This is a genomic window from Promicromonospora iranensis (genome assembly GCF_028994805.1).
GTDB classification, from domain to species: Bacteria; Actinomycetota; Actinomycetes; order Actinomycetales; family Cellulomonadaceae; genus Promicromonospora; species Promicromonospora iranensis.
The window spans coordinates 90,598-106,587 of record NZ_JAJQQP010000016.1; the positions used below are offsets into that span (position 1 = coordinate 90,598).

Genomic DNA, 15,990 nt, shown 5'->3' on the forward strand with positions numbered 1-15,990 from the left:
CGTGCAGCGAGACCCCGCATGGGAGTCCCCCGTTGGGATCCCGCTGCCGTGGTCCTCGGCAGCAGCGACACAAGCGACGAGCAGCGACGGCGACGCACACGCACGCGACGACGCACACGCGCGACTGGCGACACGACACGACACGACGTACGCGGCGGCGTGGCTAGGGCAGGCGAGGCAGGGGACAGCGGGTCCCGCGGACCGCCCGACGAAGGCCACACACCTCTTGCACAAGCCGTGAGCGGGGGCCGCCGAGCGACCCGGAACAGCCCGACAAGCCTCAGGGGAGGGGGTGGGGGACATGATGACGGTCCACGTGCTCAGCGCTGGGAGCGGTTACACGTACCTGACCCAGCAGGTCGCCTCGGGGGACGTGCCGCGGGGCCGGGGTATGTCGTTGACGGACTACTACATGCAGCACGGCAACCCACCCGGCCAGTGGGTCGGCACCGGGCTGGAGCAGCTCGGGGTGTCCGGGCAGGTGCTCGAGAAGCAGATGAAGTCCCTGTTCGGTCAAGGCCGGCACCCGGACGCGGAACGGCTGGAGGTCGAGGCCCTCGCCCGGGGCATGTCGAAGCAGGACGCGGCCCGGGTGGGCGCGCTGGGTCGGGCGTTCCCCGAGTTCAAGGCCCGGCCCGACGACGGGTACACGGCCGCGCTGGAGGCGGCGTTCGCTGCGTTCGCCGCCGAGAACGATCGCCCGCCCGAAGCCGGGGTCGAGCGAGACTTGATCCGCTGGAACGTCGCCCGTGCTCTCGCTCAGCGGGAGCACACCGACAAGGGCGGCTCGGGCGAGCTGTCGGATGCGGATGTCACGCGGTGGATGGCCAAGCGTGGGCAGCAGCCCCGCAAAGCGGTCGCGGGGTACGACCTGGTGTTCACGCCGTCCAAGAGCATCTCGGTCCTGTGGGGCCTAGGCCACTCGGCCACACGCGAGGCGATCACGAGCGCGCACACCCAGGCCTGGAAGGAGACCCTCGCCTGGATCGAAGCCGAAGGTGCGCTCACCCGGGGCGGCGCAGGTGGCGTGCGGCAGATCGACACCCACGGCCTGACCGCCGTCGCGTTCGACCACCTCGACTCCCGAGCTGGGGACCCGAACCTGCACACCCACGTCGCGGTCTCCACCAAGGTGCTGGGAATGGACGGGATCTGGCGTGCTCTGGACGGCCGGGTCCTGTACTCGCTGGGCGCTGCTGCCTCGGAGCGGTACAACACCCGGATCGAGCAGCTCCTGGTCGAGCGTCTCGGGGTCGCGTTCCACACCGAGACCCGCGGCCGGGGCAAGCAAGGTGTCCGCGAGATCGTCGGCATCCCCAAGACACTGCGGGACGCTTTCTCCCGACGCCGCGCCGCGATCCAGGAGTCCTACGAGACCCTCCAAGCCGCCTACCGAGCCAAGTACGGGCACGAGCCCGCGACGAAGACCGCGTTCGGGCTGGCGCAGCAGGCCAACCTGGACACCCGGCAGGGCAAGGGTGCCCCGGTCGGGTTGCGGCACAGGCTGCCGCAGTGGGCCCGGATGGCAGCCGAGATCCTGGGCGGCCCGGACGCGGTAGCGAGGATGCTCGCCCGTGCGCTCCATCCCCGCCCGGACACGGGGCAGGTAGTGGTCGACGAGCTCAAAGACCTGTGGCCCGCCGTCGCCCAGGACCTCGCCGGTCGGGGAATAGTCCGGTGGGCGGCCCAGGACGTTACTGACGCGGTCGAGCGCCTCGCGGCGGTATGGCCGCGCGCGCAGGCCTTCCGAGAGCTCCGGTGGCGCACACCAACCGGCCGCCAGATCGTCCATGCGGATCTGGCCGCGCAGGTGCTCGCCCAGGGCGACCTGGTCGACGCCTGCCTCACGAACGTGGCCGGCCGGAGGGCGACGTGGACCACCTACCACCTGCAGGCCGAGGCCACCCGCCTGGCACGTGAGCACGCCCCCAAGGGCACCGACCTGCTCGCCCTGGCCGCAACGATCTCGGGGCACGCGGAAGCCGGCAGCCTCGTGATTACGCCACCGGACCTGAACGAGCCGCCGGACGTGATGCGCCGCAAGGACGGCGAGTCGGTCTACTTCGTGCACGGCTCGACCCGATACACCTCCCTGGCGGTCCTGGAGGCCGAAGACCAGCTCCTGACTGCAGCCCGTACCCCTGGTGGCCTGATCATCGACCCAGCCGTGGTCGAGGGTGCGATCGAACAGGTCCGGCTGGGCAAGGGGCAGGTCCTGAACCGTGGGCAGCGGGACCTGGTGGCGCACTTCGCGGCCAGCACGGTCCTGGTGGCGGGGATCGGCCCGGCGGGGACCGGGAAGACCACCGCGATGCGCGCCTTCGCGGACGCGGTCCAGGGATCGGGTGGCAAGCTCATCGCGCTGGCCCCGTCGGCTGCGGCCGCGGAGGTCCTTGGTGCCGACCTCGGCGAGGGGATCACCGCGGAGACCCTGGACATGTTCCTCCTGGCCAACCACGGCGCAGGCGAGGAACGCCTGCGCGAACGCCTCACGGTCGAGCCGGGGACGGTGGTGCTGGTGGACGAGGCCAGCCTGGCCGGCACCCTCGCCCTGGCCCACGTCCTGTCGATCACCCAGGCCGCGGGCGGGAGCGTCCGACTGCTCGGTGACCCGGCCCAGCTCGGTGCCGTCGCCGCCGGTGGCGCTCTGCGATTGATCGCGCAACAGGCGGGTGCGGTCGAGCTGACCCAGATCCACCGCTTCCACACCCCCGGCGAAGCCGACGCCTCCCTCAAGATCCGGGACGGCGACCACCGGGGCCTGGACTTCTACATCACCGAGCACCGCACCCAAGGTGGGTCCGCCGCGCAGATGGCGGAGGAGATGTTCGCGAACTGGCAGACCGACTCCGACCACGGCTGCAAGACGATCATGATCGCCGCGACCAACACCCTCGTCACCGAGCTCTCCGCCCGTGCGCGGCTGCACCGAGTGACCCGTGGCGAGGTCGAGGAAGACGGCGTCGTCCTGCGCGACGAGAACCGGGCAGGGATCGGCGACGTGATCGTGACCCGGTTGAACAACCGCCACCTGCGCGCCGAGCACGACGACGGCCACATCGATTGGGGCCGTGACTGGGTCCGCAACGGCGACCTGTGGCGCGTCGTCGCCCGCGACGAGGACGGTGCCTTGCAGGCCCGGCACATGGAGTCTGGGGCGGTGGTGGTGCTGCCGGCGGACTATGTGGCCGCCCACGTCGAGCTCGGGTACGCGGCGACGATCCACCGTGTGCAGGGCATGACCATCGACACCAGCCACGCGATGGTCGGGGTTGGGATGACCCGCAACGAGCTCTACACCGCCATCACCCGCGGCCGGGACTCGAACCGGGTCTACGTGGAGACCGACGACGTCCTAGACCTGGACCCGCACCGGCAGCCGGACCTGGAGCGTGCGGTCCTGAACGCGCTCAAGGGCGTCCTGGACCGCGACGGCGAGGAACAGTCCGCCTCCCGGGTCATCGAGGACGAGTGGGACTACGCGCACTCCCTGGCCCGTCTGGTGCCGGAGTACGAGGACGCGTACCTCGCGTTCCTCGAGCCGGGCCGTGTCGGGCGCCTTGCCGAGGCCGTGCGGTCGGTGCTGCCTGAGCGGGTCGCAGACCGTGTCTTGGCCGACGAGGTCTGGCCGGTGTTGGCCAAGCGCCTGTCTATGCACGAGGCGGCCGGCGCTGACCCCGCGTCCGTGGTCCGGCGTGCGGCCGGGACAGGGTTCGGGGACGCCCGGTCGATCGCGAAGGTCTTGCACCATCGCATCGGCCTACCCCGAACCCACGACAACGACGAGCGGGGTCTGCCGGTGTGGATCACGACCGCGCCCGACACCACGGACAAGATTGTCTGGGCCGATGACGCGCCGACTGCCGCGACGACGGTCGGTGCGGACGGTCCTGGTGACCTGTTCGCGACCACGTCGTCGCATGACGCACCACGGCAAGAGGCTGGGACCGACAGCGGCGCCACGGCCCCACCGGGCGTCCCGACCGGCACGAATCGCAACGCGACCGAGGTCGGTGACGCCCAGGAGCCCGTGGCAGTGGACGTGGGGGAGCGGGACCTGGTGGTCCAGATCACCGGCCACGCCTGGACCTGGTGGACCCAGCAGAAGACCACCCAGCACTGGGCCACCCGGTACATGACCAGCCGAGGCCTGACCGACGCGGAGTGGGGTGTTGCCCCCGGCACGTGGACCAGCCTGACTGACCACCTGCAGTCCCTGGGGTACACGCCCGACCAGCTCGTCACAGCTGGGGTGGCGACCCGTACCCGGACCGGGCGGATCATCGACAAGTTCCGCAACCGGGTCGTGTTCCCCTACCGCGACCAGACCGGGCAGGTCGTCGGCGTCACCGGCCGTATCAACCCCGCCGAGGCAGACACGGGCGACGGGCGTGCCCCGAAGTACCTGAACACCCCCGAGACCGCGGCGTACCGCAAGGGCGAGCTCGTCTACGGCCTCGACCCCGACGCCATCACACGCCTGGCCGCGGGAGCCCGGCCGGTGCTCGTCGAGGGACCGACCGACCACGCCGCCCTCCATCTGGCCGCCGACCACCTCGCGGAGCAGACCGGGGTCCAGATCGTGCCGGTCGCCGCAGGCGGGACCGGCATCACCGAGCAGCACCTGCAAGCACTGCGGGACGCGACCGGCCGGGACCTCACCGACCTGATCGTCGCCCTGGACCCCGACACCGCCGGGCGCACCGCAGCGGCCCGGGTCTGGGCCATGCTCACTCCCGAGGAAGCCACCCACGCCCAAGCACTCGACCTGCCGACCGACCCCGCCCAGACCGCGACTGACGCCCCCGAGAAGCTCGCCACGGCACTGGCACGGACCGTTCCACTGACCTGGTTCGCGATGGGACCCAACCTGCAGACCATCCGGGGTCTGGACCACTTCGAGCGGCAGATCCCGATGCTGCGTGCGCTGGTCGACCACATCTACGGGCGCGTCGAGCTGGACCATTGGTGGCCCCTGGTCGAGCACGTCGCCCACACCGTCGGCCACACGTCTGCCGAGAACCACGAGCAGCTCGATGTCGGCGCGGCCCGCCAGGTCATGACCGACCACCTCGCCGACCTCATCACCAACGAAGCTCAGACCGATGCCAGCTTCGGAGTCGACGGCGCAGTCCAGGCCAGCGACACCGCACCGGCAGCGAGCGAGCGACCGGTCATCGATCCGCTCGTACGGGCGTGGCTTGCCCGGCATGCCGACCTCATCGCGACGCGCTTGGACGCCCTGGTGGAGGACGCGGTCACGAATCCGCAGCTGTGGATGGAGAGCATCGCCTCGCCGCCTCCGGACGTCCGGGCACGCGGGGCATGGCAGGCGGCAATGCGCCAGGTCGTGGCCTACCGCGACCGCTACCAGGTCACCGACCAGGTCAGCCCGCTCGGACCACGAGTGCCCGAAGGGGAACGAGGCGAAGAGTACGCTGCCGCCGCACGAGCCCTGGAAACCATCACGACCAACCAGGAACCGGCCCTGCAGCTAAGCAGTTCGGGACCGCGGCGGTCGATGGAGCGTGTCCCGGTGGTCCTGGCCGACGCGCGAGCCCGCGCCGCCCAGATACGCCGCGACGCAGACGAACGAGCCCGACGCGACGCCGCTGAACGGGCATCCGAGCAGGTCGGCGGCTGGGGCTGGTAGAAATTTCCACAGCGCGGCCCGAAGGCGGGCGGGATGAACGTCCGAAACCAGCCCAGCCTTGTGCACCTGCGTCGCGGCTTCAGTAGTGCTGCGGATTGTCTGCAACGTCTGTGAGGGCTGTCCACGTCGCGTCGACTACGCCCGAATGGACGATGACGTCATAGGCGTACTGGCGCCCGCACTTTTCTGTGATGGTCTTCACGGGCTTGATTGCCACCTGGTCGAACTGCGGGTGCGACGCAAAGACCGCTCCGAGCCCGGAACATTTGCTCGGTCGGTCAGAGCGCGCGGGGCAGAGCTCAACGTGGTCGCGCACGACTTTCCCGCTGCCGTCGATGAACGCCACGGCCCACTCGTCCATGTCGTTTCGGCTGACGACGGAGGCCAGCCCCTGCCCTGGCTGCCATCGGGCCGCGAACACCGCGGTGCCAACGGGGAATGGATCGTTGGCCAGGAGGAAGCCGTTGACAAGTTGGTCGATGGTCCGTGCCGTGCCGTATCCATTTCGACCCACCGCTGCCGTGGCTCGACGGCGGCCCAGGTCTGGGCAAGAACGGCGACGTACGCCATCCCGCAGTGCTCAGGATTCGCCGCCTGGTCTCCACCGCGCGTGGACGTGTTCAATAGCGTTGCGCGGGCTCGCCGACACGCATGTGCCGAGGCGTCGTCACGGAGTGCCACGGCTGAGACGCTAGCCAGGCTTCATCGCGACGGGTGCGCAGCGACACTCGTCTACTCGTCGCACTGGGCGTCGCGCCGCTGCACTTGCCCTGGTGCCGACCGGAGAACCGGCGTCCCGGTCAGTTGGCCGTGCCTTGGCCTAACCATCGACCCCGATCGAGCCTGCACCCGTCATCCGCGTGGCGATCTGGATGTTCCCGGGCCGCGTGCGGTTTTCGCCACAGTCACCGAAGAGCGCTCACCAAGGTTGCTCAATAAATCGCAAATCATGATCACGCCGGTTTCTCATGACGGAAAACCTGGGCGTGAAATTCTTTGAGTTCTTGTGCCGGGTGGAACGACCATGGAGTGGTTCCGTGCGTAGCCGAGAGATTCGCCGGCGATCAAGAGAGAGCCGATCTACACACAACTATCTCCCTGGAGCGAACCTGTTATCTGCCTCGGATCCGACCGGCGCCTCCTCAGGGCTCCGCAGCCCCGACCGGGCGCTGCGGCTGATCGAGCACCTCAGCCGTAGCCCGCAGGGGCTCACGGCCAAGCAGCTCGCCCGCCGCACTGGCATTCCGGTGAAGACGGTCTACCACCATCTGAAGACCATCATCGACCGGGGGTGGGCCTGGCGCGGCGAAGATGGCCGCCACTACTTCATCCCGGACGCCCTCGGCTCCGTCGCTGACGTGACCGTGCGTCTCGACCGGGTCCAGCCGGTTCTCCAACGTCTGGCGGCCGACACCGGATGTGGAGTACTTCTGACCTCGCTCCGAGATGAGCGGCTGACTGTGATCGCCCATGGCGAGACCACTGGAGCCCTCCGTCTGGACGGCATGGCAGACGACTTGGCCGAGGCAGTCCATGCCACCGCCGCGGGAAGGGCTCTGCTTGCCGCCATGCCTTCCCAACACCGCCATCGCTACCTGAAGGCGTCCGGACTGCGGCCCTTCACCGGACGGACCGTTCGTAGCCAGGACGAACTCGACGACGAGCTCCGCATCGCCGCTGAGACGGGGGTCTACACCGAGTACGGCCAGTGGCGCAGTGACGTCGCCTGCTCCGCGGTGATCGTGCGGACCGGACCGCGCACGTCTGACAACCTCGCGCTGGCCATCGCGATGCGCATCGACATGTCCGGCGGCAGGCGGCGCGCTGCCGACCGGTTCCTGCGGCTGGCGCTGGCCGACCTGGTCCCCATGCTGGCGCCGGCGCTCACCCCCGATGAGCTATCCCGCTCCGGAGACTGAGCGTCGCGGAGGAACGTTGTTCTCACAGCCGTAACAGTGCCGCCACCTAGATTCTATAAATCTGCGTATGCGATGGGGTCGCTGCAATTATCGGCCGCAAGATCAGCACGAAACGTACAGGCCGCTGGCCCTCTGGCTAATAGCATCGTGGTCATGCCGGATTTTCTGGCAGCCCGACATGTTTTGCGGTCGGACCCGTCATGATCGAGAGGATTCAGAGCCATGCATGTGACGCGCGCCAGTAAGGAATTCGAGAAAGTGTCGCGCGGCCTTGATATCGAGGGAACAATGGCGTTCTCATCTCAGGCCGCGGGAACGGCTTCCGCGATGAGGAGCGTCCCTGAGCTCGTGGAACTACTCAAGGATGCACCCGTCATTGCGGTCTCCGAGAGCAACAGCATGCGCAACGTTGGTGACCACTGGTCCGCGGTGGGCAGAACGGTCGAGTGGGTTGAACGTCTAGGTCAGACGATCAGCCTGTATGAGGCGGCTTCCCTCGAAGGTCTGGGCAAGTACTCACCCCTTCAGGGAAAGCTCGTGATCATCGGGGGGAGCGGTCTGATCGGGCCAGGAAGGTTCGAGTCTTCTGTGGAGTCGGTCTTCGGCCAGCGGCCGGCATCCGTTGCGCTGTGGGGTATCGGCCACAACTTCCAGCAAGGTGTTCATCTTGACCCGACCACGGGGTGGCGCAGGCGTGTGCTGAAGGACGGCATCACCAGGCTCTGGCCTGAGTGGCTGGCTAAGGCGGATGTGGTGGGCGTCCGCGACTGGGACGCAGGTATGCCCTGGGTGCCCTGTGCCAGTTGCATGCTGCCAGCGTTCGACGTGCTGCGAGAGCGTGAACCGGAGCACGAGTTCATCGTCCTCAACCACTACGAACGTGGCATAGACACGACTCAGCCGCTGGCCGAGGGGCTTGAGTTCGAGCACATCACGAACAACACCGAGGACATCTTCGAAACCTTGACGCGGCTCGCGTCGGCGAAGGTGGTGGTATCGAACTCATATCACGCCCTCTACTGGGCGATGATGCTCGGCCGCGGTGCGGTCGCGGTCGAGCCGAACTCCACCCGCTTCCATGGGTTCCGGTGGCCGATCTCCTACGCGAGCCAGGCTGACTGGCTCATGGCGGTCGAGAACGCACAGCCAGCTCCCGAAGCGCTCGAGCAGGCTCGGGAAGCGAACGTTGAGTTCTCACAGCGGGTGCTCCAGATCGGACGCAACCTTGGCCTCATCGATCCAAAGGAGGCGATCGATCCAGCAGCGGCAGTCCGGCTCGAAACCCTGACGGTTTTCTAAGTCCCGTGTGGGAGTGGGTTCGGCTGCTGGGCGACCGGGCACTGCGGTGGTACTGGCTGGGGCGGGTTCTGTCTCTGGTCGCTGCTTCCGTGGTCCTGGTCGCCACGCCGATGGCGGTCTACCAACTGACCTCTTCGGCGCTGTGGGTTTCGGCTCTGGTTGCGGTTCACGGCATCCCTTACCTCGTATTCGGGCCGGTCGCCGGGGCGGTCGCCGACCGGAGCGATCGGTCGCTCATACTCCGGTCCTGCGAACTGATCATCGCGCTGGCAATAGCTACGATTCCGGTCGCCGCGGCGGTGGATCGGCTCACGCCGGTGCACATCGTCATTGCTGTGGCTGTCGCGCGTACGGCCTTCGTCTTCGCGGATGCGGCCAACTTCGGGTTGGTGCCCGCGTTGGCGCCCCCGGGCCGCCTCGCCGCTGTGACGGCGTTGCTGTTCGCCACGAGCAGCGTTGTGGAGATGGCGGGCCCCGGACTCGTTGGCGCGATGTCGGCCTACTTGCCCAGCTCGTCCATCATGGCTTTTGGTGCATCAGCTTCGGTGTTGGCCTACCTCTGCTTCCGGTTCGGGCGTTTGCCGCGCGGAAGCGCGGCATCACAGGTACCGCGGAGTATGTACCGCGCCATACTCGACGGCGCGGGCTGGCTGGTTTCCCATCCGCAGGTGCGATCGACCGTTGTGCTCGGTGTCGCGGCAACGGTCAGCCAAGGAGTGTTCGTATCCCAGGTGGTTCCCTGGGCAGTGCGGCGGCTCGATGCTTCAGCAGACGGAGCCACGACCGGGATGCTGTTCGCAGCGTGGGCCGTCGGCGGCCTGGCTGCCACCGTCGTCGTCCCCATGGCTACACGCAAGGGGGAGCAGCGCGTCGCACTCGCAGGAATGTGGGTGGCAGCGGCCGGTGCGGTCGGATGTGGGATCGCGACGGTGGTGCCTGTGGCATTGGCGTTCACCGCGGTCTGGGGCTCGGGATATCTCGCCGTCGTGCTGGCGACGGTCGTATGGCGTCAGCTCAGCACTCCCGACGGGCTGAGGTCACGGGTGAACACGGCGGCCCGGATGGCCGCCTATGGCGTCGGATACCCGTTGGGCGGCCTGCTGGGTGGGTGGGTGACGACTCTCTCCGGACCGCATGCAGCGATGGGCGGGGCTGGAGTCGTCCTCGTCGGCGTCGCCGCGCTAGGCCTCCGCGGTAAGCGCCGACGAGCGTGAACCGTCATCGACTGTCGTGTCTGATGACTCAGGTGCAGCAGGTGAGGCGGAAGCCAGATCGCGTCGCGCGGTGGAAGTCCGCAGTTCGGTTGGTGAGAGGCCGGTCGCCTCCTTGACCTTCCGGGAGAAGTGGAAGCTGGTCTTGAACCCACAGCGGACAGCAATAGAGCCGACCGAAAGGCCTGTGGAGGTCAACAGCTCGACACCGAGGGAGACACGGCGGTCCCAGAGATACTGGATCGGCGTGGTGCCCATGTGAGCGCGGAACATCCGCACCAGATGAGCTGGGGCCACCGACGCGGCCCCAGCGATATCGGTGAGTGTGATCGGCTGTTCGAGGTGCCTGTGGATGAACAGGCGGGCGTTCTCGATCGAACCGGGCAGCGCGGCGGGAAGGTTCCTAAACTCCGCTATGAACCGCCACAGCAGCGCTGTCGCGAGCGCGTCCACCAGTGCTCCGTCGGCGGTGAGCCGAGTTTGCTCCGTGGTGACGGCTTCACGGGCCAGATAGGTCAGGGCAGACGAGAGAGTCCTGGTGGGCCGGAGTGAATCGAGCCACGCGCGCATCTGTGCCGTCGCGTCCTCCATCCGCCCCCGGACCAGCGTTTCACTGGTGTCGAGATGCTCGTCGAACGTGATCTCCTCCGTGTGACCCGGCAGGAGGATGCATATCTCGCCGGCCGACACGTGACGAGGGGCGCCGTCGTCAAGGCACAGGTCCATCGACCCCGAATGGATCAGCATCAGCTGGATCTCCTGCTGCTGGCGTGGCCCGATCCTGGAACCAGCGGGCTGCACAAAATGTCTCGCCGTGGCGTCTACGACACGGAGGCGACGGGCGTTGGCATCAAACTGAGACACAGACCAGTGTATTGCAGTCATGTTAATGGCGCTCAAATCCTGGTGTCATGATTCGTATGCATGAAACTGAGACACAGCTCCTGGTAGTCGGCGGCGGCGTAGGCGGCGTCATGGCCGCCGTGACCGCGGCCCGCCGCGGTATCCGCGTGATGCTCACCGAACCAACCGACTGGTTGGGCGGAGTGCTGACCGCTCAGGCGGTTCCGCCGGACGAACACGTTTGGATCGAGCAGTTCGGCAGCACTGCGACCTATCGTGAGTATCGAAACTCGGTGCGCGACTACTACAGACGGCACTACCCCCTGACCGACGCTTCGCTGCGACGGCGCGCATTCAATCCCGGCAGCGCGAAGGTCTCGGATCTCTGCCATGAGCCGCGGGTCACGGTGGCCGTGCTCGAAAGCCTGGTCGCGCCGCTGAGGGGCTCGGGGCAGCTGCGCATCCTCATGGAGCACGAGCCCCTCGCCGCCGAGACCGACGGCGACCGCATCACGGCGGTGACGGTGCGCAGCCGCCGCACCGGCGTGTCGACGGCGATATCAGCCCAGTGGGTCATCGACGCGAGCGAGACCGGGGAACTGCTGCCGCTGGCGGGCGTCGAGTACGTCACAGGCTCCGAGGCCCGAGACGAGACCGGTGAACCCCATGCGGCCGAAGTCGCCGACCCTCTCAACATGCAGCCGGTGTCGGTGTGCTTCGTGCTCGACTACCGGCCCGACGAGGACCACACCATCGACAAACCGGAGGCATACGACCGGTTCAAGGCCAACCGTGCCGTTGACTGGCCGAACGGCCAGCTCTCGCTGACCGCGCCACACCCGAAGACACGCAAACCGGTCCAGCACCAATTCTGGCCGAACCCCGACGACGACCCCGCGTTGATCCGACCCGACTACGCGGACCAGCGGGTGGGCGCGATGGACCGGAACCTCTGGACGTTCCGCCGGATCGCAGCCAGGGCGAACTTCCAGCCGGACACCTATCCAAGCGACCTCACCCTGGTCAACTGGCCGCAGATGGACTATTGGGGTGGGCCGGTCTTCGACCATCCGGAGGCCGACGCGCACGCGCGTGCCGCACGGGAACTGAGCCGATCGTTCCTGTACTGGCTGCAGAGCGAGGCGCCCCGACCCGACGGTGGCACCGGATGGCCAGGGCTGCGCCTGCGCGGCGACATCGTCGGTGACACTGACGACGGACTCGCGAAGACGCCATATATCCGGGAGTCGCGCCGTATTCGAGCCGAGCACACCATCGTGGAACAAGAGCTTTCGCTCGCGGTGCGGGGCGAGGCCGGCGCCGTCTCCTACCCCGACAGCGTCGGCGTGGGGATGTACCGGATCGACCTGCACCCCTCCACTGGCGGAGATCCGTACATTGACATCGGATGCTGCCCGTTCGAGCTGCCGTTGGGCGCTCTGATGCCGATCCGCGTGGAGAACCTGCTCCCGGGGGCGAAGAACATCGGCACGACGCACATCACGAACGGCGCCTACCGCATGCCGCTCATGGAGTGGAACATCGGCGAGGTCACCGGTCACCTGATCGCGTTCTGTGTGCAACACAAGGCAACGCCGCGCCAGGTCCGAGCGGATGAAGAGCTGCTGGCCGATTTCACGCGGGAAATCGACGAGGCCGGCATCGAGCGGCATTGGCCGCGGATCACAGGCTACTAAGGAAAAGTAGCGGCTGACGTCGACGGCGACGACAACCTCTATTCACGACGAGATCATCAAAGGAGATGATGTCATGGACAAGACCTGTAGGACCACAATGGCAACAGTTTCGGCCGCCGCCATGCTGGCGGTAGTCACGGGGTGCAGTTCCGCTTCGGAGGGTTCCGGCTCTGGCGAGGTGGTGGTCACCTGCGCCACGTGCCAGGAGAGCCCGACGGATCCGTTCCTGCAGTACAACTACGAGGCTGCTCAACGGTTCAACGAGGAGTTCGCCGGCGAATACCGGATCGAGACCATCGAGAACCCGAACGCAGGCTCGGGTGACGACCGGCTGCAGTACTACCAGCGTCTCGCCCTCGCCGACGACCTGCCTGATCTCTTCCAGCTCAACTCCGGCGAGATCAAGGCGATGCAAGAGACCGGCAAGCTCCACGACTTCGCGCCGAGTCTGGAGGCCGACAGCAAGTGGGCGACAAGCTTCCACGACCAGGCCTTCGACGCGCTGACGGGCCCGGAAGGCCAGATCTGGGCGATCCCGCAGCAGCGCGACGCGATCGGGATCTACTACAACTCGGAACTGCTCGAAGCGGCCGGATACGACGAGTTCCCGGCGACGTGGGACGAGCTCGAGGATCTGGCCGCAGAGCTGAAGCAGCAGGACAAGATCGCCATCGCACTGGACGGCGACTGGGCGACGAAGCTGATGTGGGCCAACCTGATCGGGACCCAACCCGGGGGAGCCGAGTTCCTCAGCAAGACGATCGTCGATCTCGAGGACTGGGGGGACGAACCCGCGGTGGTGAAGGCCACCGAACGGCTCCGTGACTGGCACGTCCAGGGCTACGTGAACGCGGACGCGTTCTCCGGCGATTTCCAGAACGCGTCCGCGCCATACCTGACCGAGGAAGCGGCGATCGTTCCCAATGGACCGTGGTTCGTCAAGACCAACCTCACGGCGGAAGCCGCCCCGGGCCTGTACGAGAAGACGGGCTACGCGCCCGCACCAGGGTGGACGGCTGGCGGCCAGGGCACCGTCGTCGTCTCCGGTGCGGGATGGGTTTCCAGTACGACCGACGAGCAAGAACTCGAAGCCGTCGAGGCATTCGTCAAGTTCATGACATCTGAGGACGAGGTGCTCACGCAGGCACAGGCGACCGGTGCCAACCCTCCAGTGCAGGTCGATGCTGCGGCCACTGAAGCTGCAGACCTGGAACCACTGGCTACAGAACTGATCGAGCAGGCCACTGGCCTGACGTACATCTACCCACACGCGCGCGTGCACGGACCTGCGGGACTCGACACGTCGTGGAAGAACCTGTGGCCCGCATATGTAAAGGGCGACATGGACACGGACGAGTTCCTGCAGCGCTTGACCGACGACTCCGCGTCGAGCGCGCAGTAGGCGGCCGACGATGAGCGCTCTCACAAAGTACCGGCCGCCACGCTCGGGCTCCGGCAACGGCCGAGGTCCAACCGTCGAGCACGCGAACGGCGAACAGGTGAAACTGCGATCCCCCAGGCGGCCCCCTAAACCCTCCTCGGGAACGAGAATCCCACGGGGCATGCGGGGCCCGATCGCGGTGTCACTGCTCCCGGGGCTGGTCCTCTTCGGCACGTTCTTCATGGTGCCGTTCCTGGTCCTGACAGGGACGGCATTCGCCCGATGGAGCGGTCTGGACTTCGCATGGGTGGGGATCGACAACTACCAGAAGATGTTCCAGGACCCCGTGTTCTTCAAGGCGATGGCCAACACGCTCTTCTACGCCGCCGCGTCGGTGTTCATCCAGGTCCCCCTCGGGATCGGCGTCGGCCTGGTGCTCGCGCTGCGGCCGCGCGGGTGGAAAACGCTACGGACGATCATCTTCGTGCCGTTCGTGATCTCCGGCGCGGCCTACGCCCTCATCTTCTCCATGTTCTACAACCCGAGAGCAGGCCTGCTGAACAACGCCCTCGGGGCACTGGGTCTTCCCGGCAACAGGGACTGGCTCTTCGACACCGCGACGGCGCGATGGGCCGTGGCCGGGACCTTCGTGTTCATCATCGGATTCGTCGTCGTGCTGGTGATGGCCGAGATCGCGTCGATCCCGAACGAGCTGTACGAGGCGGCCTCGGTCGACGGCGCCACCACATGGCAGCAGCTCACGCGAATCACCCTGCCGCTGCTGCGCAACGTCATCGGCACTGCGATCCTCATCCGACTCCTGGTGGACATCGGCATGTTCGACCTCGTGTTCATCCTGACCGCCGGAGGGCCGGACGACGCGACAGCGACGCTGGCGCTGTACGCGTACCGGGCATACCTGAACGGGGAATGGGGGTACGCCAACGCAGTCGGCTCCGTGATCATCGTCATCGGTCTGGTGCTGATCGTCACCGTCCGGCGGGTATTTCGGATCGGAGAACGAACACTATGAACGGCATAGGAAATACCACCGCCCAACGTCGATCAGTTTTGGCGAACGTCGCGATCTACGGGTTCCTGGGTGCTGTTGTGCTGCTGGCACTGGCCCCGACGGCGTGGGTCATGCTTTCAAGCTTCAAGACCGGGAACCAGATTTTCTCCGGGAACGGGTTCTGGCCATCGCCCTTTACATTCCAAGGGTTCATCGACGCGTTCACCCAGATCCAGTTACACGAATACATGTTGAACACGCTCTTGTACGCAGGGTTTGGAACGGTCGGTGCGCTGGGGGCGGCGTTCCTGGCGGCCTACCCGTTGGCGCGGTTCTCATTCCGTGGGCGCAACGCGCTGGTGGCGTTATTCTCCTTAGCGCTGGCGCTTCCCTTGGTCGGTCTGGCGACTCCGGTGTTCTTCGTCGTGCGCGAGCTGGGGATGTTCGACTCACGGCTCGGGATGGTGATCTTCTACTCGGCGCTGCAGTTCCCGTTCACGTTCGTCGTGCTGCGGTCCTTCCTCGTCTCAACCCCGCCTGAGCTGGAGGAGGCCGCGATGATCGACGGCGCCGGATACTTCACCACGCTGTTCCGCATCGTGTTGCCGTTGACGCGACCCGCGCTGGCGACCGTGGCGGTCGTAGCGTTCGTGAACATCTGGAACGAGTTCTTCTTCGCAAACCTCTTGCTGGTATCGGAAGAGAACCGGAACGTCCAGCTGGTGCTGGCAGGGTTCAAGTCGGAGTTCGGATTCAACGTCACCGGAGCGGTGGCCGGGGCAACTCTGGTGATGATGGTACCGATCTGCCTCTTCCTGATCCTGCAGCGCCAGGTGATCGCCGGCCTCACCGCCGGAGCCGTCAAGTAGAGAAAGCGGCGGACCATCGGCGGCGCCAAAACGTGGGAGCGCGGTAACGGGCGGCCTACGAGCTGACACGGCCGATGGTCCGCCGCCATGCACGGCGCGCATGTAC

The 15,990-nt window shown here is 66.9% G+C and carries 10 protein-coding genes; 8 read left to right on the forward strand and 2 right to left on the reverse strand.

Features of this window, described 5'->3' with window-relative positions:
• The first annotated feature begins 301 nt into the window (after positions 1–301).
• A complete protein-coding gene (gene mobF / locus LUM46_RS23640; RefSeq protein WP_274997523.1) occupies positions 302–5,653 on the forward strand; it encodes a MobF family relaxase in 5,352 nt (1,783 codons plus the stop codon).
• 79 nt (positions 5,654–5,732) lie between these two features.
• Here mobF and LUM46_RS23645 read toward each other — a convergent pair whose 3' ends face one another.
• The gene (locus LUM46_RS23645; RefSeq protein ID WP_274997524.1) at positions 5,733–5,999 is read right to left on the reverse strand and encodes a hypothetical protein; all 267 of its coding nucleotides are present in this window, start codon (positions 5,997–5,999) and stop codon (positions 5,733–5,735) included.
• Between the two features lie 622 nt (positions 6,000–6,621).
• Here LUM46_RS23645 and LUM46_RS23650 point away from each other — a divergent pair.
• The 3 genes from LUM46_RS23650 to LUM46_RS23660 all read left to right on the forward strand — a co-directional run bounded on the left by LUM46_RS23650 (position 6,622) and on the right by LUM46_RS23660 (position 10,085).
• Entirely contained in the window at positions 6,622–7,572 is a 951-nt protein-coding gene (locus LUM46_RS23650) for an IclR family transcriptional regulator (protein WP_274997525.1), read from the forward strand.
• Between the two features lie 222 nt (positions 7,573–7,794).
• Positions 7,795–8,871: a glycosyltransferase family protein gene (locus LUM46_RS23655; RefSeq protein WP_274997526.1), complete on the forward strand. Its 1,077-nt coding sequence runs from the start codon at positions 7,795–7,797 to the stop codon at positions 8,869–8,871.
• An 89-nt stretch (positions 8,872–8,960) separates the two neighbouring features.
• Complete coding sequence (locus LUM46_RS23660) at positions 8,961–10,085, forward strand: MFS transporter (RefSeq protein ID WP_274997527.1); 1,125 nt, start codon at positions 8,961–8,963, stop codon at positions 10,083–10,085.
• On the opposite strand, the gene LUM46_RS23665 is transcribed toward LUM46_RS23660, so the two are convergent.
• On the reverse strand, positions 10,053–10,829 hold the full coding sequence (locus tag LUM46_RS23665; protein WP_274997528.1) for a helix-turn-helix transcriptional regulator: 777 nt from the start codon (positions 10,827–10,829) through the stop codon (positions 10,053–10,055). The genes LUM46_RS23660 and LUM46_RS23665 overlap by 33 nt on opposite strands.
• A 173-nt stretch (positions 10,830–11,002) precedes the next feature.
• Here LUM46_RS23665 and LUM46_RS23670 point away from each other — a divergent pair, with 173 nt between their 5' ends.
• The 4 genes from LUM46_RS23670 to LUM46_RS23685 all read left to right on the forward strand — a co-directional run bounded on the left by LUM46_RS23670 (position 11,003) and on the right by LUM46_RS23685 (position 15,884).
• A complete protein-coding gene (locus LUM46_RS23670) occupies positions 11,003–12,622 on the forward strand; it encodes an FAD-dependent oxidoreductase (RefSeq protein ID WP_274997588.1) in 1,620 nt (539 codons plus the stop codon).
• A 73-nt stretch (positions 12,623–12,695) separates the two neighbouring features.
• On the forward strand, positions 12,696–14,024 hold the full coding sequence (locus LUM46_RS23675; RefSeq protein ID WP_274997529.1) for an ABC transporter substrate-binding protein: 1,329 nt from the start codon (positions 12,696–12,698) through the stop codon (positions 14,022–14,024).
• Positions 14,025–14,184: 160 nt separating this feature from the next.
• Positions 14,185–15,036, forward strand: a complete 852-nt coding sequence (locus tag LUM46_RS23680) for a carbohydrate ABC transporter permease (RefSeq protein ID WP_274997530.1) — start codon at positions 14,185–14,187, stop codon at positions 15,034–15,036.
• Positions 15,033–15,884 carry a carbohydrate ABC transporter permease gene (locus LUM46_RS23685; protein WP_274997531.1) on the forward strand — a complete coding sequence of 284 codons (852 nt, stop codon included), beginning with the start codon at positions 15,033–15,035 and terminating at the stop codon, positions 15,882–15,884. The genes LUM46_RS23680 and LUM46_RS23685 overlap by 4 nt, the downstream gene beginning before the upstream one ends.
• The last annotated feature ends 106 nt before the right edge of the window (positions 15,885–15,990 follow it).

Coding starts and splice junctions, on each gene's coding strand:
- LUM46_RS23665 (WP_274997528.1), bottom strand. CDS start 10,829: ATGCTGATCCATTCGGGGTCGATGGACCTGTGCCTTGACGACGGCGCC.
- LUM46_RS23685 (WP_274997531.1), top strand. CDS start 15,033: ATGAACGGCATAGGAAATACCACCGCCCAACGTCGATCAGTTTTGGCG.
- mobF (WP_274997523.1), top strand. CDS start 302: ATGATGACGGTCCACGTGCTCAGCGCTGGGAGCGGTTACACGTACCTG.
- LUM46_RS23675 (WP_274997529.1), top strand. CDS start 12,696: ATGGACAAGACCTGTAGGACCACAATGGCAACAGTTTCGGCCGCCGCC.
- LUM46_RS23680 (WP_274997530.1), top strand. CDS start 14,185: ATGCGGGGCCCGATCGCGGTGTCACTGCTCCCGGGGCTGGTCCTCTTC.
- LUM46_RS23670 (WP_274997588.1), top strand. CDS start 11,003: ATGCATGAAACTGAGACACAGCTCCTGGTAGTCGGCGGCGGCGTAGGC.
- LUM46_RS23655 (WP_274997526.1), top strand. CDS start 7,795: ATGCATGTGACGCGCGCCAGTAAGGAATTCGAGAAAGTGTCGCGCGGC.
- LUM46_RS23650 (WP_274997525.1), top strand. CDS start 6,622: ATGACGGAAAACCTGGGCGTGAAATTCTTTGAGTTCTTGTGCCGGGTG.